This is a genomic window from Paenibacillus thalictri (assembly GCF_004307995.1).
Lineage (GTDB): Bacteria > Bacillota > Bacilli > Paenibacillales > NBRC-103111 > Paenibacillus_AF > Paenibacillus_AF thalictri.
The window spans coordinates 273487-294983 of record NZ_SIRE01000011.1 but is presented as its reverse complement, the minus strand read 5'-3'; the positions used below and the strand labels follow the sequence as shown (position 1 = coordinate 294983).

The window sequence follows — 21497 nt, the reverse complement described above, 5'->3', positions numbered from 1 at the left end:
CAGCAAGCATAAGGCCAAAAAGGGTGAAATATTTCTACCTCCCTACCTTGAAAACCTGTAAACCATACTCAATAGAGCCCAGAATAGAGAAAGGATGCCCTAACAGGCAAGATTAATCGACAGTCTCCAAAGCTCCGTCAGGAGCTGCAGCGTGAATACGATGTTAGATGATGGCCCCGACTTCATTGAAATTGCTCTCAAAATTAGTCCTTATTAATATATTTTTCTGCTTGAAATCCATCAACGGGAAAATCTTCAGTATTTATGGAATTATAAAAAAAATCTCCTAGACTACAATCCATATTTATGTATATATCTTTAATGTCTATTTCTTCGTTCTCATATAAATCGTCATGAAATATATATCCTATAGTTTGTGTGTTTAGGTTTAATACAATATAATCCCCGTTAAGTCCATATCCGATAATAAGCAAGTTATTTTGAATGCACTTTTCATTTGGAAAATCACTATTTTCTTCGGGTATGTCATTAATTCGATAAAAACTGTTATGTCTAAATTTTATTGTACGATCATATGAATGTGTTTCAAAAAATTGCACTAATTCTTTAGGTAATTCATGCCTTATAAAAAATTCATTGGTCTTGTTTGAAATAGTTTCATGCTTATATTCTATCGTAATTTTCTTAATAGCTTCATAGAAACGACTATTATCCACTGCTCTGCTCCTAACTAAGAAATGTTTTTAAAGTTTTAGTTTTGGGGCTTTCATCTAACGTTCTTGTATTCACGAACCCTCACTGGCTTAAGGGCGTTAGCCCCGGGTCCGACGGACTTAGCCAGTGCAGGGTTGTCTGCAGAAACCACTTCTTCGAAATGCCTCTGCAGACCAAGGGCCGCTAGGCCCGCCGCGTGAATACGGTGTTAGCTGATGTCAACGACTTCTTCGAATCAACCCAAATAAAAAACTTCCTTAAGTTATGTCTACAATTAAGGAAGTCTAAACTAAATTAGAATTTATTTATTTAAGTAAAGTCAGTAAGAATGGTATCAACGAAACAAGCGTACCAATAATACCTATTACACCCAATATTTGAATTACCGGAGATTGATACAATTCATTTATTTTATATTTTAGTTGGTTATTCTCAGTTCGCAGTTTATTATTGTACATCTTACCAAACACATTACTAAAAAAGTATACTTTGCACATTGTTGAATTATGTAGTTTAACAAATTCCTTTGCTTTATATGCTCGAACTTCTTCTTCACCTGTCAGAAAGTTCCTATCTCTACCCCCGTTTAATTCCATTAGGTTTAACATTTTAGGATCTTTTGCGTAATTGTCCCCATAGATTTTTCTTATAATTTTTGATATATTATGACGATTGTTTTCGTTAATATGATAAGCTGTCTTTTGGGATAGAACTTTGTAACGGTGTTCTAATGTTTCAAAACCAAAATTTATATTCGTCATATTCCAATGTATCCAGTTTGCAGCATTTCCTCGTTCAGCTGCAAATGCGAAAAAATTCTCAAGCATCTTTTCTTCTATTATATCGTAATGTTCAAATATGCTTTCTCTATCTATGTTGAGTTCTTCGGCAACCAAATGCATAGAAAAACTATACATTTGCTTACTTTGTAAATGCAAGACAGCGATGGAAGTAATACGTGGAGAGTAACCTTCATTATCATCACTTAAGTTTTGACACGAGTAGTGAATAAAATATGTATTATCTTTGTCTAACCATAATTTTTTTACTCTCTCTTTATATTCACCCAAAGGTTAAACCCCGTTTCTTGTTCACTAGGTTTGCATTTCCCTTAACATATTATACCAATGAACGAATGGGCTTTCATCATTTTTTTTATTTAATGGTTTAGTTGATTTCAGCTAACGTCTTATTTACGCACTTCGCAAATTCGTTGCCGTACATGGGGATTTACGCACTTCGCAAATATCCCGCATTTTAACGAATTGCTGTACTTTTTTTCAAAGTACCCCCGAATCTCCTACTCACCCGATCTCTCTTTCATCCGACCAAGCGGACTCTGAATGCGGCGCACATCCTTTACGCTCACATGAGTGTATCGTTCAGTCGTACGACTGCTCTGATAGCCTAGCAGTTCCTGTATATAGCCTTGTTCCAATAAATGAGTTGCAAAAGAATGCCGCAGCGCATACACGCTAACTTTCTTCGCTACTCCCGATAACTTCAAGGCATGCTCAAATATTTTTTGAACGGACCGCTCAGATAAATGACGTCCCTTCGTTTGTCCGAAAAAAAGCCAAATCTCCGGCTTTTCATGCCGACAATAGGCTTTGACAATCCGAAAAGCGGCTTCGGATAAAAATGTCAGACGATCCTTCCTGCCTTTTCCTTGACGAATGAGTAGTGTTTTCCGCTCAGGGTCCAGATCCTGCAAGTGCAATCGAACCACTTCTCCTACACGTAACCCGGAAGAATAGACTAGATATAGAATGGCGCGATGTTTCAGATTTTGAACGGCTTTTAAAATACACATGACTTCATTTTGGAGATAACACATGCGGCAGGTTGATTTCTTTCTTCAGCCTAACATAGACTGTTCCTCTTGGCGAAGGATCTTGCTGCAATAAAACCGAATTGCACTGATAGCTTGATTGGTATAATCATGAGAGCAATTTCGGTTCAATAATGAAAGGGAATAGCTCTGAATCGACGGAGCGCTTCCATCCTCATGGTTATCTTTGCAGTAGCTAAAAAAACGTTCTACCTGGCTACAGTAAGCTTTAATTGTCTTCGAACTGTAACCCCGGAGCATTAATTGATTCTTCAGCTCTTGCTTTTGAACGGCATCCCATTCGGGCCAAACTGCTGCAACCGCTTGAGACTCATCCGCAACCTGTCTATTTAAGAGATAACACGCCTCTTGCAGATGCCCGTCAATATGAATAACGCGATCGTTAAATTGACTCAATAATTTCTCCATATGCTTCAATGTGTACGGAACTGTCCAAAAAGCCTGCTCCGGGTTCCATTTACTACCCGTTATGGATCGAATTCGTTCAAGATCAGCTTTTATAAAATATTTCAGCTTAACGGCAAGTGTAGCCTCATCCGATTTACGGATGAATACTTCCATAACATCACCCTTTCATTATAACAGGAATAGAAAATACTGGTAAACAAAAAAGGAGACGTTGAGGTTTTACAAACCTCGCAGTCTCCCAATGCTTTCGGCCCATCCCATATTGCAAGTCTTTTAACATGCCAAACATGCATCTGTCTCCAAAAAACGGATAGCATCGTTATGTTTCTTCATATAAACAACCTCTTATAATAACGCCGAGCCTAGCAGCGCTGCCGCTTCGTATAAATGGAACATTTCATCGATTCCGAGCGGAGCACTTGCTGTCTGGACAGCGAATCCGCCTGGAAAAACGCATCGTTTTGCGCCAGCCGGATCAAAGCGTTTTGGGCCGCTTCACTGGCCATCGTTTCGCATTGCAGCAGAAAGAAGCAGACGCTGTAGCAAGCTGATTCGTAATCCCTCAAGATGGACAGACGCTGATTCCAATCCACGTTACAATCACCAACTCTTTTAGAAAAATCATCCTTTTATAAATCATTGTAGATGATTTCGCCCGGTTGAACAGTACTATATTCATCTAGTACCCTTGATCTTGCGCCGCGGCTAATCGTATTTGGACATCATGTCCGCAAGCAGACGCTTAATATCGCCGATCAACTCCGGAGGCTGCCTAACTGTCGCTTCATGGCCAAGCCCGATAAAAAACCGTCCGTAAAAAGCGATATCCGCCTTCGGGATCGGTCCTTCCAGCCATCCGGTGCCATCTTCCCGCGTATGTAGATAAGCCTTAAGCCATAATACCGCCTCGCACATGTGCACGCCTTGTTTGCTGAGCTTCGCATATAAACTGACAGATTCCTTCACTGTATGGAAAAACGCTTCTTTATTGCCAAGATGCACATGCCGCAAATCCAGCGGCTCCGTCCCGCTGTCGTCGTATACCGCCGAGCGAATCCGATCGCAGCGGAATACGCGGAAATCTTGGCGCAAAAAGCAGTACGCCGGACAGAACCATAAGCCGTTATGGGCATAAATGCCGATCGGCTGAATGCTGCGGCAGGTTTCACCCGCCTGCTGTCCATATTCGATGAGCAGTACCTTTTGATTCACAGCCGCTTCCAGCAACACGGATAGATGAGGAGACGCCTGTTGGCGGGTCGGCGTGACAAAATCGACCCGGTTTTTCATCTGATCGATCCGATCGCGCACGTCGCCGGACATGTGCAAATAAAATTTGTCCAAGGCGGAAGCGGATTCCGCTTCAAAGGGCAACGAAGAATAATGGCGCAGCGCATAAACCGCAAAAAACATAGCCGAAGCCTCTACTTCCGAAAAAGCGATAGGCGGCAAAATGCGTTCATTCAGCACCTGATATCCGCCGTGTGGCCCCACCTCCGAATACAGCGGCACGCCCATGCCGCTTAATTCCTGCAGATCCCTCAGCATCGTTCTACTAGATACGCCAAACTCCTGGGCCAGCTCCTTGACGGTAAATTTCCGCTTTCGATTCACCGTCATCATCAGTTCCAGCAAACGCTTCGATTTAGACATCTTGTTGAACTCCAATTATTTTTTAATTTACGACAACTCTTGTCACTATTATGCTCTACAATGAACCTCAAGATCAATAGAAAAAATTCTGATCGAAGCTCCTCTCAGATCGGCCAACGCCGATTAGCGAAGATTTCCAAGTTTTTCATGACACTAAAAAAAGAAAAGGTGAAACAAGTGGGTAAATGGATCGTGTTGTTTTTTCTCATCATGTTTGTTATTGGAACGGATACGTTTCTGATCTCTCCGCTGATTCCGACGCTGCAAAGCGAGTTCGGAGTGCCTACAGAGATGGCGGGATGGATGATGGGAGCGTACACCTTGGGTTCGGCGGTGTTTGCGTTGATTGCCGGGCCGTTGTCCGACGGATGGGACCGCAGAAAAGTGCTGCTGTCCGGCCTTGTTTGTTTTGCCGTCTCGACGTATTTATGCGGCTTCGCTGTCGATTTTTGGACGATGTGCTTGTTCCGCTTGCTCGCGGGAGTGAGCGCGGCTTTTACCGCGCCGCAAGTCTGGGCGTCCATCCCGGCGCTTTTCCCTCCTGCCAAAATCGGCAAAGCGCTTGGCGTCGCTTACGCGGGACTTGCCGTCTCCCAAGCGCTCGGGGTGCCGATCGGCAGCTTTCTGGCAGCGGGCAATTGGTCTCTGCCATTCTGGACCATCGGCGGCTTTTCGCTGCTGCTGGCTGTGATTGCTTTTTTCAATCTGCCTGTCATAAAACCGCAACATCACCAAAACGCAAAACCATCGATCCTTGGCAGATACGTTCCTCTGCTGACAAGCGGTCAAGCGAGAGGCACATTTCTCGCTTACTTTTTTGTTCATCTGGGCAGCAGCGCAGCTTTTGCATTTCTCGGCAAATGGATGGCAGACCGCTTTCAGCTATCGGTTGATGAAACGGGGTATGTGATCATTTTTCTAGGGAGGGGCAATCTGCTCGGCAGCTTGTGCAGCTCTTACGTGATCAAAGCGCTCAGTCAGTTTAAAACAATGGCAGCGGGCATGCTGGTCGTCATCGCGGCTTATATCGCCTTGCCTTACGTATCGTCGGTGATCGTCGTTAAAGGAGCTTACTTTTTTATTTTTGCGATCATGGGTATTTTATTCCCGCTGATGGTGGGACTGCTCAACAATCTCAATCCGACGATCCGCGGCACCATTTCCAGTCTGGCTACCTCCACAATGAATACGGCAACTACGATTGGAGCTTGGGTGTCCGGCATGCTTTATGCCGCGTTCAGCAGTTATGCTGCCGTGTGTATGTTTACGGGGATCTGCCTCGCCGGATCGCTGCTTGTTTTCCTCAGCAGCGGGGTGCTGACGTCACATGCGAACACTAGGAAACCCAAGACCGAACCCGCGGGCTAAAAACCGCACGGCCGAAGGCTTGTTTCACTGCGATCGACCAGACTACCCGAAGTTCAAAAGAGCAGCGAAAGGTTGAAACCACCGCTATCGACACCAAAGTGCGCATTCGGAATTTGCACGTGTTGATGTGCACACGTTGATTCGCAAGTGTTAATTCGCAATCGCTGAGAACTCAAAAAAGCCGCTAAGCGGCAAAACAAATCATTTCAAAACGGAACGGGCTAGCGCAACTTTAACTGAACTTACACGGAAACAGGCATCTGAAGCAAAAGCAAAGACCTTCTAAGATCACCGTATCGGGGAACAAAGAAGGTCCTGCTTTGGGGCCGAATTTACACTTGGCGGAAGAAGCCGCAGCCCATCAAGTGCCAAACCGTTTACGGTACCCGCACTTGCGGCACAATTCCTCAACCGCTTCCCTTCGCGAGAAACCGTCGTATAAGTTAGTCGCTCTCTCCCCTTCGATAATCTCGGAAAAATGCGTGCGGTGAATATTTCCCAGATTAATGACGCCTTCGCCGTCCAGACAGCAAGGGATGACGGTGCCGTCTACCAGCACGCCGGCCTGATTTCGCAGCGCGTGGCAGAAACCTTTGCCATCGTCTTCTTCGGCCTTCAAATCCGGCCATTCGAATTCGTGATCCTGGTTCAAATATACACGATCAGCGAGTTTCAATCCTGTGCCGCGCTCGAATTTATCCTCAATGTTGTAGTCCAGCTGAAACTCCTTTTCGAGAGTTTGCAATATTTCGCTGTTGCGGTTTCTTTGCACATTCACCGTGTTGTCCTGAGTCAAATTCCACAACCTGAGGGAGATCAGCATGTCCGTTTTGGCAAGCGCTTCGCGTACAAAAGAGAGAATGCTTTCCAAATACCCTTCCTTATCGGTCGAACCTTCGTGGCCGTCAAAGCTGTGCAGCGAAAAATTAATTTGCCGCAGCGCCGGCTTCATCAAGATTTTATCCCTGACTTTATTGACTAACGTACCGTTGGACGTCAGAGTCACTTTGAAACCTTTCTCATGGCTGATGTCAAGCAGCTCGTCGATTTTTGGATGCATCATCGGTTCGCCTTTGACATGAAAATAAATATATTCGGCATGAGGTTTGATCTGGTCCAACGTTTTCTTAAAATCATCGATTTTGATAAAATTGGCCTGCCGTTTCGTCTGCGGACAAAAGGAGCAGGCAAGATTGCAGACGCTCGTAATTTCAATATAAAATTTTTTGAATTTTTTCATCGTAATAACTCCAATCGCGGCTCACACCGTTTCTTCTTGCAGCGAACAAGCGGGAATATATTGCTTCATCAGCAGCTTTACAGTCTTCAGAAAATCGCCGCTATGCTCCGGCCCATACAAGCAAACCGTCATAACCGCGCCGCTGTACAGGATTTCCAGCTGCGTCGCCAGTTCCGCCGGCTCCGTAGCTCCGGCCTCGCGGGCGATTTGCTCCACCTGACGCCATGTCTCCAGTCGGCATTCCCTTGATTTATGATGTCCGGGGTGGTCCTTATCTGGAAATTCAACCGTCGTATTCATAAAAGGACAGCCGCGAAAATTCGGCTCCGTCATTCTTACCTCAAACATCCGGAACAGTTCATAGAGTTGGGCAGCGGGGTCGTCCGGAAACTTGCTGCGCGCTTCGGCAATCCTGCCCAGGGTACGCTGGTGCCGCTGTTCCAGGAACGCGACGACCAAATCGTCCTTAGTCGCAAAATTACGGTAAAAGCTCGCTTTGGCCACCCCCGATTCGGCGATGATCCGGTCGATACCGACAGCACGGATGCCTTCCCGGTAAAACAGGTCCGAAGCGATATGCAAAATCCGTTCTTTTGCCGATTCTTTTTTATCCAAGACGGATCACTCCTGTGAAAAAAGAAAATGATGGTTGACACGAGACAGATCTGTCTGTATCATTCGTAAATAACAGATGAGACAGAACTGTCTCTTTTCTGGCTCATTCACATTCTATCACATTTCAAAGGAGAATGCATGATGTCCGTAACAAATTCCTCGGCACCCTCAGCACATTCAGTTACCGAAGCTCAGACACGGTCCAAACCGAAGCTGCTGCTTGTTGTGATGCTGCTCACCGTGTTTCTGTCGGTCGCCAACATTTTTATTGTCAACGTCGCCACGCCTTCCATCCAACGCGGTCTTCACGCCGGTTTCTCGGAAGTGCAGTTCGTTATTGCCAGTTATACGCTTGCATACGCGATCGCCCTCATTATCGGCGGAAGGTTCGGAGACCGGTTTGGCCGCAAGCGGATGCTGCTGATCGGAGTCGCCGGGTTTACAGTCTCTTCGTTCCTGTGCGCCATTGCCCCGGGAGTTTCGTGGCTGATCGTCTTTCGCATCGCTCAAGGTTTATCCGCCGCGCTGATGGCACCGCAAATTCTTTCGCTGATCCAAGCGAATTACGCCCCCGAGCAGCGCGCAGCCATATTTGGCCTATACGGCGCTGCGCAAGGAATCGCCGCTTCCAGCGGCCAGCTTATCGGCGGTCTGCTGCTGCGCTGGAACCCTTTTGAGCTTGATTGGAGAACGGTGTTTTTTTTCAGCGTGCCGGTCGGTTTGCTGATCCTCTGCATGCTTCCATCTATTAACGAATCCAAAAACGAATCGCACGCCAAGCTCGATTGGATCGGCGCCGCAGGTGCGGCCGCGGGACTGCTGATGCTGATTTATCCGCTTGTGCAAGGCCCAAAGGAAGGCTGGCCGCTCAGCATCGTTTTTTGCCTTATTCTCTCCGTGCCGGTATTGGCGGCTTTCGTCTGGCATGAGCGCCGCGTTGCACGTGCAGGCGGTTCGCCTTTTATCAACGTGGAGTTGTTCAAACAAAAAAGCTTTACGTTTGGCATGCTGGTCATACTGCTGCTGCTTTGCTCGCAATCGGCTTATTTTCTCGTATCGGCCTATTTTCTGCAAATCGGGTTAGGGTTTACGGCGCTGAAGGCGGGGCTGTTCATCTTGCCTATGGGTATCGGGTATTTCCTTGCATCGCTGTATTCGGCCAAACTAATCGCCAGATTCGGGCCGCATGTCATGACATGGGCCGCAGCGATGACTTGCGCAGGATATCTGCTGCTCGCGTTGTCGGTACACTGGACCGGAATTACCGTTCAAGGGTACGAATGGATTCCCGCATTAGCTTTATTGGGTCTCGCCCAAGGAGCGATTGCCGCGCCGTTAACAAACGCCATCTTGTCCAAAGTCCGCAGCAGCGATATCGGCTCGGCATCGGGGCTCGTCACGACCGGCATACAAGTTGCCTTCGCCATCGGCATTGCGTTGATCGGCATCTTGTTCCTGAACACGCTGGGGCAGCATGCGAATACGGTTAGCGTTCAGCTCGCGCCGCAGCTGCAAATGCAATTGTCAGGGCTGAAGCTGCCTGCAGAGCAAAACGCCGCAGTGGTCGCGAGCTTTCAAAGCTGCTACGACCAATATGCGCATTCGGCCGACCCAACGGCGGTTCCGTCCGGCTGCGGCTTACCGGCAGGCAGCCCCGAAATCAACAATGTAATGTTCTCCGGCCTTAAACAAGCCAATGCGTACAATTACGCATTTAGCTATGAATTATGCCTATATGTGCTCGCGATATGTACCGCGGCTCTGCTGCCGCTTGTTTACGAATTGGTCAGAAAAAACAACCGAAAAACCGCGTAACCACGATAAAATCCGGCAATCTGCAGGTTGCCTAATTTCCCAAATAGTAAAAAGCCTGAATTCGCAGGGCACAACCCTGCAGATCCAGGCTTTTTTTACATCCGGCCAACCACTAACATTACGCCAGCTCGCCGCCACGAACGGACAACTTCCGCTCCGCTTCGCGATCCGGATCGACACCTTTGGTTTCCTTGCCGAGAAACATTACGGCCAGCGCTCCAATCACAATCGCCACGAAAAAAATGACGAAAATCCCGCTGATCGCTATCTTTTGCGCAACCAGATAACCTACGAGATACGGACCGATTACGCCGCCAACCCTCCCAAAAGAGGCGGCCAAGCCAACGCCCGTGGAGCGGATCGCAGTCGGGTACAGCTCCGGCGTATACGCGTACATGCCTCCCCACGCTCCCAGATTAAAAAAGGAAAGGCAAATGCCCGCAGCAATCAGCGAAGCTTCTCCCCCGGCATTGCCAAACCAGATCGCACTGACGGCGGTGAGCAGCAAATAGACAATAAGGACGAACTTCCGGCCGAATTTTTCGATAAAATAAGCGGCGGTGAAATAACCGGGAAGCTGAGCCAGTGTCATGATCAGCACGTATTGGAAACTTTTCACAAGGCTGAAGCCCTTCAGCACCATAACCGACGGGAGCCACAAAAACATGCCGTAATAAGAAAACACGACGGTAAACCATAAAATCCACAACGTCACTGTAGACCTGCGGTATTCGGGGGACCATACCGAAGCGACCCGCTGCCCGAAGGTCATCTTGAACTCAGCCTGCTTCGTAAACCGCGGCGAGTCCTGAATCGTTCGTCTGAGCCATAAGGCAAAAAGCGCCGGCGCCGCCCCGATCACAAAAGCCGTTCTCCAGCCGTAATGCGGAATGATAAAAAACGAGATTAACGCCGATAAAATCCAGCCGCCGGCCCAAAAGCTTTCCAGCAGGACAACGGTCCTCCCCCGTTCCTGCACCGGAACCGATTCGGATACCAGCGTGGACGCAACCGGAAGTTCGCCGCCAAGCCCGAAGCCTGCAATGAAGCGCAGCACGCATAAGACAAAAAAGGTCGCTGCCAGCGCCGATAAGCCGCTTGCGATCGAAAATATAAGCAGCGTCCACAGCAGCACGGACCTCCGCCCGTAACGGTCGGCAAGCGAACCGGCCGCAGCGGCGCCAACGGCCATGCCGACCGAATTGATCGCCGTCAGCAGCCCGATCTGCTGCGCGCCCAAACTCCACTCCACGGCCAGCGCCGCGGCAATAAAGGAAATCATCCCTACATCCATCGCATCAAACATCCAGCTTATACCGGCGCTTAACAGCAGTTTCCGCCGTTTCGGTTTGCTTATTTCAGCTGCATCACTCATCATAAAGGTTCCTTTTCCGAATCATAGTATGCTCTCATGGAAAGTGTTTCCACACCGAAAATTTACTATACATCCAAGTCAAACGGTATGACCGCACGTACCTGATCCTAAAAAAATAACGCCGCAATATATGCGGCAATTAAAAGATAAAATGCGGCTCACGCGAGTTATCTCGCGCTTTCAAATCTGTAAGGACACGCTGCTTTCAACATCGCCAATAAATCTTCGCCGTAATAAGTCATCAACTGCATCGCCTCATCGACAGGTTTCCATGTGACCTCGGAAATTTCATCCGGATATTGAATGTGAACCGTGCCCCCGGTAATCTGCGCGCGAAACACGATAAATAACACATGATCTTGACCATTGTTCAAAAATGCTTCCCTTACCGCAACCACATGCTCAAGCCGTACCGTCAGCCCCGTCTCTTCATACGCTTCGCGGACGGCGGCCTGCTCCAGCGTTTCGCCTTGCTCGACAGCTCCGCCAGGCAAAGACCAGAACCCCGAATCTTTGTTGTACACCATCAGAATGCGCTGCTGCTGCTCATCGTAAATTAAAGAATACGTCACATCGACTCTTTTCATATGTTATCCCCATTCCGCGAATCGTCCGGTATCCCTGACGCTTTCGCCCAGTTAGCCTGATCGCAACGAAGCGATCTCTGACACCGACGCCGCCATCCCTTCTGCTTATGTATGCCATCACCATTAAACAATACCAGCCTACTTTGCTTGATCCCACTCATTCGCCAACTGCTGCAGTTGGGTCCGTCCATCCAGCACTTCGCCTCTCGGCAGTCCCCCTGCCTCAAGCTCCGAATCCGGTTTGAGCAGCAGTCTTTCGTACATGTTAAGCCCTCCCGCCAAAAGCTCCTCTGAAGGATACTCATTCCATGTCAAAAACAATACATCCTCCGCCCGGCTGAATTGTCCCGTCCGTTCGTAATAACGGACTATCGGCAACCCGCTTTCATAAGGCAAGTTGCGGTAGGTCAGCTTATCCAGCAATCTGTCGATCCGCTCCGCCCCTTTGTCCTCATCGTCTTCGGCATATGCCAACAGATGTAGCTGCAGCGCCTTGGCATATGCCGCTGCAGCGGTTTCCGGCTCTTCCATCAGCTCGCGGATTGATCCCTCTTCTTCGATCAGCTCCGCCGCCGCTTTGACTTTTTCTACGGGCAAAATGCCGCTGACACTCATCATATCGGCGATTTGCCGGGCGGACATATTGCGGATGGCATTGCTGCTCGGCAGCGACAGTCTGGTAAACAGCTCTCCCATGGCCGCCAGCGCATCTTCGTATTTTTTCATCTGTTTCAGCTGAAACACCTTTGTTGCCACAACATACGTAATTTGCTCGATCATGCGAAGAATATAGTCCCGTTGGTACATGGCTAGTCTCCTGTTGGCTATTGTCCTTTGCACTCATTATACATGATTTACCTGCAGTCGGCACTGCTTTACACATCAAGCCCCGTAAATGCAAAAACGCCTTCAAATCCGCTATTTGCGGAGATGAAAGCGTTCGAAGCATATGATTCGGCATCAGGTCCGGACGCCGACTCCCCCGGTCATCCGGGCAATCCGCCGTTTCAGCTCATCTGCGCTCCGAGGCGGCGAATGTCAGACCCCATTGCCGGCTTGGAAATGATCCCGATTTCCATGTTTGCCGCCTGACACTCGTCCCTGTCACCCCGTCCACTCAGCGCATTTAATAAAGTACAAGTCAGGAAAGGAGGGAATTACATGTCGGTATATGTTTATTCTTCAGGTCCTGTTTCTCACAATGTAGAAACGAATTTTCGGGTTTCGGTAAATATAGAAAACCGTACAACCACCAACCAAACTTACCGCGTTATCGTCTGGAATACGTCTGCAGCGCTCGCTGTAAAGCAGTCGATGTTTGATACGGGCGTAGTTACAATTACTGGGAACAAAACGGATGAGTTGTCCGAACTGTTTACGGCAATTGCTTTTCCGAATGTGACAAGCTTTGAAGTGGAAATCCGCTTGTCCAGCATGCATATGGCTCCGTGGCTGATGATTCACTATTATGCGCCTTATTATGAAGGCATGAACGTTACAGATCTGTACGCCGGAGAAATGTTCAGAGATTTCACCAACGCAGAAAATCCGTAATTCGTTACCAAGTAGCACTTGATAAAAAAACCGTCCGGGCTGAATCCCCATTGATCGTTGTATCTATCAATTGGGGATTCATACCCGGACGGTTATTCCAGCTTAATTTATTATGTGACGTTTAATAATACGGACGGTATTGACGGTCCTGAATCTCCGCGCGTTTTTGCAAGTAACGGAAAAACGCCGTAGCCGCTTGCGCTTTGGTTACTTCCTGCTCGGGATTAAAGCTGCCGTTTGTCAGCGACATAATGTCGAGACCAACGACAATCGCCGCTTCTCCGAGATTTTTCAGCTTCGCTTTATCGGCAATATTGCCGTTGAACACACTGTCGTATTTCGTCAGCCCTTTCAGCCCCAACGCTTTGACGATCAGCTCCGCCATTTCCTCGCGGTTCATTTTGGCTTCGGGTCTGAAATCGGAACCCGGCGATAACAAGCCGCGATCAACCGCATTTTCCACATAAGCAAAATACTTGGACGACGAGCTCACATCAGCAAACGAACCTGCCCGCTCTGCGCCGTACTGAATGCCAACGTTGCCGCCGTTCATCGCAATGACGAGCATTTTGATCATCTCGCCGCGTGTGATCGACTCGTTCGGATTTACCTTTCCATCCTTCACGTCAAGCGCCTGATAATCCAACATCAGCTGCAGCTCGGTTTGCGCCCAGTGGCCTTCGATATCGTCGGCTTTCACTTGTTCCAAAATGACGGTTTCGCCGGTGGAGGCGTTTTTCCAAGTTCCGGTTTCCGCATCAAGCACAGCCGGCTGCAGAACATTTTTATTAACTAACGAATAGATCAGCTTGGCCGGTTTCTTTTCTTCGCTTGCGTTAGGCTCTTCTCCAGGACGAATTTCTCCGGCTGCGACCATCAGCTTGTATTTTTCCGAATACATCGGGTTATTCGACATATCCTGCTCATAATTCAATTGAATATCGTACTGCGAGAACAGCAGTTCCTTCGCTTTGTCCAGCGAAATAATCTGCGGTTTTTGCTGCGGATACTTGAACGTGCTGATCGAATTGGAGTAGTTAGCAATTTCACCGGTCTCCCGGTCGATGCTGACATGAACCGACTCCGAGCTGGCATTGACGCCGTCGATCACCCGATTGAAGCTAATATCCCAGTTCTTCATTTTTTTCAACTGTGCGGGCTGAATATCTTTTTCAGCGGTTACGTCCAGCACAAGCTGATCCGTATAAGCAGGCAGCAGATTTTTGATCAGCTCAACCGCTTGGGCTTTCGCTTCATCCTGCGACACCTTAGCTTCAACGTCTTTCATTTCCGATTGCGGCATGTACGGAGGGTTCATGTAGAAATTTTTCACTTCTCCGGTTTTGCTGTCCACCGTCGCCCATGCGTTATAAGAAGGCATTTTTAAATCGGCCGCGCTGCCGCCCGCAGTTTTCACCCAGCTCAAATTCCAGCTGGAAGACGTCTCGCCGGTATCCGGATTCGTGTATTCATTGTAGGACGCATCCTGCAGCTTCGCATTGTCCGGCAGCTTGAATGTGGAAGTTACTTTCGCGATCGCTTCTTCTTTAGTCAAATTGAGCGTTGCCTCAGGTTTAGCCGCAAGCGGCTTGTCGGTCAACGGCTGCGTATTGTCCGATCCTTGTGCGGGAACGCCGCCGGGATTCCACGGTTCGCCGGTTGCGGCATCCAGCATAAACGAGTCCATTCTGTACGATACGATCGGCTTTTTGTCGCCTTTCGCTTGGTACGGAATTTCATAGTTTAGCGACACCTTCACTTTATCGCGGAATGCTTGAGCAGCCTGCTCCAACGTCATCGGCTTGACATTTTTCTCAAATGTCGCGGAATCGTCCCAATTATAATTGTAGGAAATAATTTGACCGGCTCCGTTGACGTTAATGCTGACGCCGTTTTGCGGATACAACACGCCGTCTACAGTGCGGTCATACCGGATGCTGTATTGATAATTGCCGTCAAGCGGTGTACGGAACGATTTCTCGTTGCGGTCGTTATATTGCAGCTGGTTTTGTTCCTGCGGGTTCATCTTGTCAAGCCAAGCCGCCGCAATCTGTTTTGCCCCTTTAAAATCCGTTTTTGGCGGATAGGTCGGCTTAAATTCAGGATCGTTTTCATTGATATAATAACTGGTCAATCTGCCGTTATTGGCGTTAATGGTCATACTGATGTTGCCGTAAAATTGCTCTTTCACTTTTTTGCTAAAGTTCAAACTCCAGCTTAACGAACTTTGGCCGTATGGATAACCGTATGAGTTCAAATTGATCGAATTCAGCACATACCCTTCGGGGATATATACGTATTTTTTTGCCAGCTCAAGCGCCTGGTCCTTGGAAATTTTCGCATCCGCGACATTTTCGCTGCCTTTGCCGGGTAATACGGAGGCGCTAACGGAAGCGCTCGCGCTGGTCGCTGCGACTTCATCTGCCCATACCTGAGGGGCGCCGGTTAATAAAATGGCTGAAGCAAGGGCTACTGTACCCGCCTTTTTTAGCATCTTCAAACGAATCTTCCTCCTTATTGTCATCGATATGATCATCGAATCTAACTACTTGACGTGACGGTTTTGGAAAAAGTTGCGATTGAAAAAATTTTTTTTCGCGGAATGCAGCTCTGCGGACCGTTCAGCTTCTAAAAAAAGCGGTACGCCCCATCCGAGGCCACTGTAAAAGTGAACGCTGCATGGGCGACCCCGAAATCGGTAATTTTCTGCTCCGGACCGGCCGGCAGCGAGTGGAGAGAAATTCAGCGGGGTCCGCAGCGAATTTGACTCCAAGCGCATTTTCGCAACATCGGCGGAATAAAGTTAGATATACACTTTACGAAGAAAGCGGGGTTGTGGCTGTGCAGATTCATGTAGTGCAGGGCGGAGATACGTTGTGGCAGCTCTCGCAGCAATACGGCGTCAGCACCCAGCAGATTGTAGCCGCTAACGGTTTGGAGAACCCGAACCAGCTTCTCATCGGTCAAGCCGTCATTATTCCGACATCCTACTATACATACACCGTTCAGCCCGGAGACAATATTTTCACGATTGCCGCCAATTTCGGCACGACCGCGCTGGCCATCATGCAGGCCAATCGGCTTACGAATCCCGGAGCCGTTTATCCGGGACAGCAGCTTACGATTCCGGTAGTCGTCCACACCGTCCGCAGCGGAGATACGCTGTGGAGTCTTGCCGAGCGGTATGGCACAACGGCGCAGGCTATTATGCAGGCCAACGGCATAATGAACGCCAGCGCCATTTATCCCGGACAAATGCTGCGCATGCCCGAACAGCCAAAACGCACGATCGACGTAAACGCGTTTACGACGGAATTCGGGCAAAAAGGCGCGCAAGACGTACGTGATGTCGCATCCCACTTAACGTATGTCAGCCCGTTCGCCTACCGGATGAAAGCGGACGGCACGTTGGAAGGTGTCGACGACAGCGCGCTCATTCGCGTAGCTTTGGCCAGCAATGTGCTGCCGATGATGGCGATTACGAATTTCTCGGCAACCGAAGCCGGGACCGGGCTGGCGCATACGATTTTGTCCAGTGTGGAACTTCAGGAAAAGCTGCTTTCGAACATCCTTGGCATCATGAAAGAAAAAGGGTACAGGGGCCTGAATATCGACTTTGAAAATGTCTCGCCGGAAGATCGCGTCCATTACAACGAATTTCTGCAGCGCGCCGTCGACCGCTTGCATCCGGAAGGATATTTCGTTTCTTCCGATCTGGCTCCAAAAACAAGCTCGGAGCAAACCGGTCTGCTGTACGAAGCTCACGATTATGAGGCACACGGCCGAATTCTTGATTTTGTCGTACTGATGACTTATGAATGGGGTTACCGCAAAGGGCCGCCGCAAGCGATATCCCCGATCGATCAGATCAGAAAAGTGCTTGATTACGCCGTGACGGTCATTCCCCGCGATAAGATTTTAATGGGCTTTCAGGTATATGCGCGCGATTGGCTGCTGCCACACGTGCAAGGTCAGGAAGCCGAAACGTTTGATATGCAAGAGGCGATTCGCCGGGCCGTGGAGCATCAGGTGCAAATTCAATACAACGAAACGGCGGCGTCGCCATTTTTCCGGTACACCGACAATCAGGGACGGAGACATGAGGTCTGGTTCGAGGATGCCAGAAGCGCTCAAGCGAAGTTTGATCTGGTCAAAGAGTATGATTTGCGCGGCCTCAGTTACTGGGTGCTCGGTTATCCGTTTCCGCAAAACTGGTATTTGCTGGAGGCAAATTTTAATGTGCGGAAATATTCCACGGCATCGGCATCCGGTGGCAGCTGAGAAACAGCCGCACTATGGAGAAAAAACCGCAACCCGGCTGAATGGGAGGCCGCTGAAAAGGTGAATGCTGCATGAGCAAATCATGCTTGCGATCGCCGGCGTTTCTCCAGCATGATTTCGCTCACTCCGCTGCTTTTTCTGCGGCCCCTGAATGACCGGGTTCTTTTGTGCGCTTTAGCGGCTTACTTTTGAGTTGCAATGCAGAAACGGCAAGCACCTTGTAGGGGAGCTGCCGTTTTGGGGGCCGTAACTTAAGTGGCATCCAGTCGCTTACGACTGCGCCTGGGGCGCAATCGCGGTTACTGGCTGTTCACATGAGCATCCGGCGCTTTATCCGCCACGACGTTCAGCATGATATTGTGCTCAAGATAAGCTTTTGCCGCGCACAGCACCATCGTAAACCCTCCCGTAGAGTCCAAGGCCGCATCTACGATTTCGTCGCCGCTTCCCGCGAACCCCAAGTTGGTGATGCTGACCATTGTTTCATGCTCGCCGCGCGGCGTAAACGTCCACTCCACCGTATTGACCGGCGTTGACCATTCGATCACGATCCGCTCATTTTCCGCGATCTCTTTGACCTCGACGTCGGTACCGACGCCATACATTTCCCATGCCCAGCGGACGCGTTTTCCCGCTTCGAGTCTGCCGCTGCTGTTGGTAAACCAGAACTTCGTTGTCACTTCAGGGTTGACAAAAGCTTCAAACACTTCTGCAGCCGGTTTGCGGATCAGCATGTCCGCTTTCACTACAGGCGGTTGACTCAAAGTAATCATCGGCAGGGTCTCCTTGTACGGTTGTTTTTTCTTCTATTGTATCACAACCGTCGATGATCGTTTCTTGCGGATTGCGAAATACGGATGGCGGATGGACGTTTGGACGTTTTTGGCTGTTGCAGCTATTGCAGCGTCTTTAAGAAACGTTTGGCCGCACCGCTTGCCGTATCGAATTGTTCATATAAATTTAAAATGACCGGAAACTCGATCTGCTCGCTTTGAATGTTGCTGGTAGCCAGCGTCTGCGAACCGCTTACCAGCTTCTGAGTGCCGGTAAAAGCGCTGTCGCCCGTGCCCAATACCCGCCCCAGCTTATCGACAACTTCGAAATGCAGCTTGGAGAAATTGCTGTCGACCACCACGTTGTCGGCTTGCTTCAAATCCAGCGTCACTTTCATTTTATACGAATAGGTCGTATTGGTGGCCACATAATTGGTGCCTACCGACCAGTCCTCCAGCGTCATATCAAACGGGTACAGATGCAGCGTCGTGCCGTTATCCACTTCCTGCTGCACAGGGACTTGCAGCGCGGCGATCGTCAGGTTGTACGGCGAGGCCGTCTTGCCGTCCAGCAGCTTGAGCACAAACCCGCCGCTTGATTCCGACAGCGGAATATGGTAAGCATAGCTAATGACGCTCCCCAGCCCCGGGTTTAATGTATCCGGCACGCTGGTTTGCCGCATCCCGGAATAAGCCGCTCCGCCTGCGGAGACAAGCTCTGCTTCAAATGACGGAGTCGGAACCGACTTATCACTTGTATTGGTCAAACGGAATTTGGCGAAACCCGTCTTGTAGCTGTCGCCCGGATTTTGCTGGATATGCAGCTCCACCAGCGATATTTCGGTGTGGTCGATCGCCTTGGACAACGGATCGATACGGATCGGCGTACCGATGGAATAACCGGTATCCAGCGTTGGTTCAGCCAATCCCCCATCCGGCACGGCGATGACGATTTTGCCGGTATCGATCGCCGTCGTTTGGCCGTCTGCGGCAAACGTTTCCGTCGTCATCACGATCAGCCGATCTACCTGCGCGTTAGCCTCCAACTGAACTGCATAATGAATATACGCCTTCTCCCCGGCTTCAAGCTGCACATTGCCCTGCTCGGTGCGGACGCCCGCATACTTCTTCTGATCCGACGCCGCGTCGATCCGGAAATCCGGGACCGCTTCGCGTCCCGTTCCTTTGTTTTCCGCCAGGACGGTAACAACGACGGCCGGTCCCTTTTCGGTAGTTTGCCTTGAAAATCCCGCAGGCGTGTACACCAGCCGGGAATTCAGTCCGGGTATGGCAAACGTCTGCCCCCAAACCCGTGTTGGCAGCCGATCCGTACTGCCGGCGCCTCCATACCACACATCGGAACCAAGCGGCAGACTCACTAGCTGCGTTTCTTGTTTCGGGTACACGTATTCGTCGACATGGACAAAAGACAAACCCGCCAGCTCCAGCGGCGATGTGCTGTCCACCACGCTCATAAACACCATTTCCGCAATTTCTTGCGGTTTCAACGCTTTTTTGTTGCCGGAACTTGCATCCAGCTTATATTCAAGACCGTCCGCCGTCTGCGCCCGCAGCTCAAAATCCGGCACGCGAAGCCGCTCTGTCCCGCTGTTGTACATGCGCACCGTAACCGCGATGCGTCTCCCGGACGGGGCTGCTTCCACGGAAGCGCTCTGCACTGCCGCCTGAATGAGCGGAGTCAAGCTGTAGCTTGCCTGCCCTGCGGCAGCAGCGGTATCGGCTGTTTGCGGTTGCTCGCCGCCGGCGGCCAGAGCAGTGACGCCAAAGCCAAAGCCCCCTTCGACGAACAGCGCCGCGCCAATCAGCACAGCAAGCAGCGTTTTATTCCACTTGTTGATCATCTTAAGCTCTCCTTCCCGATTGCTTATTTGCTTGGGGCCTTCGCGCCCGCTTTGGATTCCGCGTTCTGACCCGGGTTATCCGCGGGGGCGGAAGCAGCTTTATCCGCCGTTGCCGGAGCGGCACCTACAGCCGCTTCCGCTTTCTGCCCGTCTTGGAGCTGATGCTGCCCTGTCACGACAAGCTGGTCTCCTTCCTTCAGACCGTCCAGCACCTCTTGATACGACTTGTTGATTCTGCCCAGCTTGACTTTGCGTTTCCGGTATTGTCCGTCCTGCAACACATACACAAACGTATCCGCTTCCTCGCGAATGACACTTAATGTCGGAATCGCCACAACCTGCTGTTCCGTCTCCGTAGTCAATTGAACCATCACACGAGTGCCCGGCCTGATCTGATGTTCGGGATTCGCCACCTCCAGCTCCAGCGAATACGTTTTGGTCTGCGCGCTCATGACCGTTGCCAAATAGTTGATCTTGGCCGTCTTTTTGACGTCGGGCGTATCGGGGTTGTAGTACACCAGCTCCGTTTTGCCTTGCACCAGCCTGTAATTGGATTCGCTCAGCTCGGTTTTGATTTTGATCGGATCGATCTGCAGCACCTGACCAAGCTTGGCTCCAGTTGCGATCGTCTGTCCCGCTTCGGGAGTAAAATCCGTCAAAATGCCGCCCGCCGGCGCTTTGACGCTGTAATTGTCCAAGGTGCGGACAGAATCGCTCAAGGCCAGTTCCGCCGAACCCACCTGCGTTTCATTGGTCGCAATCGTGTTGTTGTTATCGTTGGCCGCCAGCTTGTTTTTGGCCGACTCCACATTCATCTGCGCCGTATCCACCTGCTGCTGCGCTTGATCCAGCTGATGGTCGTTTGCTTGGCCGGCGTCGTAATCGTTGCGCAGCTTGTTGTAGTCCTGCTGCGCGTTTTTCAGCGCGACCTCCGCTTTGGTGACGGCATCGGCCAAATCTTTGCGGTTGTTCGCTTGGTCATCTTTCGCTTTTTGCAGCGCTTCGCGCGAGCTGCGCAGCGACAGCTCGTTTTTTTGCCGCGCCGATTCCGCATCCCGGCTGTCCAGCCGGAATAAGACATCGCCTTTTTCTACGTAATCCCCTCTTTTTTTGAACACCTCGACGATTTCTCCGCCGGCCTTCGAAACGATATCCAGCGCCGTTCCCGCAGATATATCCGCCACCTGTTCGGTTGGATCGCCGATCCGCTGGCGCGCGACCGGTTCCGTCTTGACCGCTCTTGCCTTCAGTTCGGCTTGCGCCATGCCGCCCGGTCCGCCGGAGGGCGAACAGCCCGCCGCCAGGGCGACGACCGCAGCGAGCAGCACCAGCGTTTTGACCGGACGCCATCTCCGTTTTGTTCTTTTGTGGTTCCACGTACTCATTCCATTTGCCTCCTTTGCATGCTTCACTCATCCAAAAACGCGCCGCTCCGGCTC

Annotated in this window: 20 protein-coding genes; 5 read left to right on the top strand and 15 right to left on the bottom strand. The window is 50.0% G+C overall.

All coding sequences use genetic code 11. The features are described 5' to 3' along the window. Nucleotides 1–203: 203 nt before the first annotated feature. The 6 genes from EYB31_RS17325 to EYB31_RS17305 form a co-directional block, all read right to left on the bottom strand. On the bottom strand, nt 204–677 hold the full coding sequence (locus EYB31_RS17325; protein WP_131014618.1) for a hypothetical protein: 474 nt from the start codon (nt 675–677) through the stop codon (nt 204–206). A gap of 303 nt (nt 678–980) precedes the next feature. Further along, nucleotides 981–1745, bottom strand: a complete 765-nt coding sequence (locus tag EYB31_RS17320; RefSeq protein ID WP_131014617.1) for a hypothetical protein — start codon at nt 1743–1745, stop codon at nt 981–983. A gap of 230 nt (nt 1746–1975) precedes the next feature. Beyond that, a complete protein-coding gene (locus EYB31_RS40660) occupies nt 1976–2488 on the bottom strand; it encodes a tyrosine-type recombinase/integrase (protein ID WP_206105463.1) in 513 nt (170 codons plus the stop codon). Nucleotides 2489–2533: 45 nt separating this feature from the next. Next, nucleotides 2534–3088, bottom strand: coding sequence for a phage integrase N-terminal SAM-like domain-containing protein (locus tag EYB31_RS40655; protein WP_206105462.1), 555 nt, complete (start codon nt 3086–3088; stop codon nt 2534–2536). Between the two features lie 209 nt (nt 3089–3297). Continuing rightward, nucleotides 3298–3528 carry a hypothetical protein gene (locus tag EYB31_RS17310; RefSeq protein WP_131014616.1) on the bottom strand — a complete coding sequence of 77 codons (231 nt, stop codon included), beginning with the start codon at nt 3526–3528 and terminating at the stop codon, nt 3298–3300. A 112-nt stretch (nt 3529–3640) separates the two neighbouring features. Next, on the bottom strand, nt 3641–4588 hold the full coding sequence (locus tag EYB31_RS17305) for a helix-turn-helix transcriptional regulator (protein WP_131014615.1): 948 nt from the start codon (nt 4586–4588) through the stop codon (nt 3641–3643). Between the two features lie 147 nt (nt 4589–4735). Between EYB31_RS17305 and EYB31_RS17300 the strand changes: the two genes are divergently transcribed. Continuing rightward, a complete protein-coding gene (locus EYB31_RS17300; RefSeq protein ID WP_131014614.1) occupies nt 4736–5956 on the top strand; it encodes an MFS transporter in 1221 nt (406 codons plus the stop codon). Nucleotides 5957–6317: 361 nt separating this feature from the next. On the opposite strand, the gene EYB31_RS17295 is transcribed toward EYB31_RS17300, so the two are convergent. Both EYB31_RS17295 and EYB31_RS17290 read right to left on the bottom strand, forming a co-directional pair. Then, nucleotides 6318–7196, bottom strand: a complete 879-nt coding sequence (locus EYB31_RS17295; protein ID WP_131014613.1) for a radical SAM/SPASM domain-containing protein — start codon at nt 7194–7196, stop codon at nt 6318–6320. A gap of 21 nt (nt 7197–7217) precedes the next feature. Beyond that, the gene (locus EYB31_RS17290; protein WP_131014612.1) at nt 7218–7811 is read right to left on the bottom strand and encodes a TetR/AcrR family transcriptional regulator; all 594 of its coding nucleotides are present in this window, start codon (nt 7809–7811) and stop codon (nt 7218–7220) included. A 138-nt stretch (nt 7812–7949) separates the two neighbouring features. Between EYB31_RS17290 and EYB31_RS17285 the strand changes: the two genes are divergently transcribed. Next, complete coding sequence (locus EYB31_RS17285; protein WP_131014611.1) at nt 7950–9626, top strand: MFS transporter; 1677 nt, start codon at nt 7950–7952, stop codon at nt 9624–9626. A gap of 118 nt (nt 9627–9744) precedes the next feature. On the opposite strand, the gene EYB31_RS17280 is transcribed toward EYB31_RS17285, so the two are convergent. The 3 genes from EYB31_RS17280 to EYB31_RS17270 all read right to left on the bottom strand — a co-directional run bounded on the left by EYB31_RS17280 (nt 9745) and on the right by EYB31_RS17270 (nt 12395). Continuing rightward, complete coding sequence (locus tag EYB31_RS17280; RefSeq protein ID WP_131014640.1) at nt 9745–11001, bottom strand: MFS transporter; 1257 nt, start codon at nt 10999–11001, stop codon at nt 9745–9747. Between the two features lie 167 nt (nt 11002–11168). Then, nucleotides 11169–11588, bottom strand: a complete 420-nt coding sequence (locus EYB31_RS17275; protein ID WP_131014610.1) for an NUDIX hydrolase — start codon at nt 11586–11588, stop codon at nt 11169–11171. Between the two features lie 138 nt (nt 11589–11726). After that, a complete protein-coding gene (locus tag EYB31_RS17270; protein WP_131014609.1) occupies nt 11727–12395 on the bottom strand; it encodes a DUF6483 family protein in 669 nt (222 codons plus the stop codon). A 123-nt stretch (nt 12396–12518) separates the two neighbouring features. Here EYB31_RS17270 and EYB31_RS40260 point away from each other — a divergent pair, with 123 nt between their 5' ends. Then, nucleotides 12519–12680 (top strand): hypothetical protein, encoded by a 162-nt coding sequence (locus tag EYB31_RS40260; protein ID WP_165452458.1) that lies wholly within the window; start codon nt 12519–12521, stop codon nt 12678–12680. 69 nt (nt 12681–12749) lie between these two features. Next, nucleotides 12750–13142, top strand: coding sequence for a hypothetical protein (locus EYB31_RS17265; RefSeq protein ID WP_131014608.1), 393 nt, complete (start codon nt 12750–12752; stop codon nt 13140–13142). 121 nt (nt 13143–13263) lie between these two features. On the opposite strand, the gene EYB31_RS17260 is transcribed toward EYB31_RS17265, so the two are convergent. Continuing rightward, nucleotides 13264–15636: an S-layer homology domain-containing protein gene (locus EYB31_RS17260; protein WP_240762524.1), complete on the bottom strand. Its 2373-nt coding sequence runs from the start codon at nt 15634–15636 to the stop codon at nt 13264–13266. Between the two features lie 347 nt (nt 15637–15983). Here EYB31_RS17260 and EYB31_RS17255 point away from each other — a divergent pair, with 347 nt between their 5' ends. Beyond that, the gene (locus EYB31_RS17255) at nt 15984–17423 is read left to right on the top strand and encodes a glycoside hydrolase family 18 protein (protein ID WP_131014606.1); all 1440 of its coding nucleotides are present in this window, start codon (nt 15984–15986) and stop codon (nt 17421–17423) included. A 299-nt stretch (nt 17424–17722) separates the two neighbouring features. Here EYB31_RS17255 and EYB31_RS17250 read toward each other — a convergent pair whose 3' ends face one another. The 3 genes from EYB31_RS17250 to EYB31_RS17240 form a co-directional block, all read right to left on the bottom strand. Beyond that, a complete protein-coding gene (locus EYB31_RS17250; RefSeq protein WP_131014605.1) occupies nt 17723–18196 on the bottom strand; it encodes an SRPBCC family protein in 474 nt (157 codons plus the stop codon). Between the two features lie 122 nt (nt 18197–18318). Beyond that, complete coding sequence (locus tag EYB31_RS17245; RefSeq protein ID WP_131014604.1) at nt 18319–20058, bottom strand: hypothetical protein; 1740 nt, start codon at nt 20056–20058, stop codon at nt 18319–18321. Between the two features lie 23 nt (nt 20059–20081). Further along, entirely contained in the window at nt 20082–21443 is a 1362-nt protein-coding gene (locus EYB31_RS17240) for an efflux RND transporter periplasmic adaptor subunit (protein WP_131014603.1), read from the bottom strand. Nucleotides 21444–21497 lie beyond the last annotated feature (54 nt).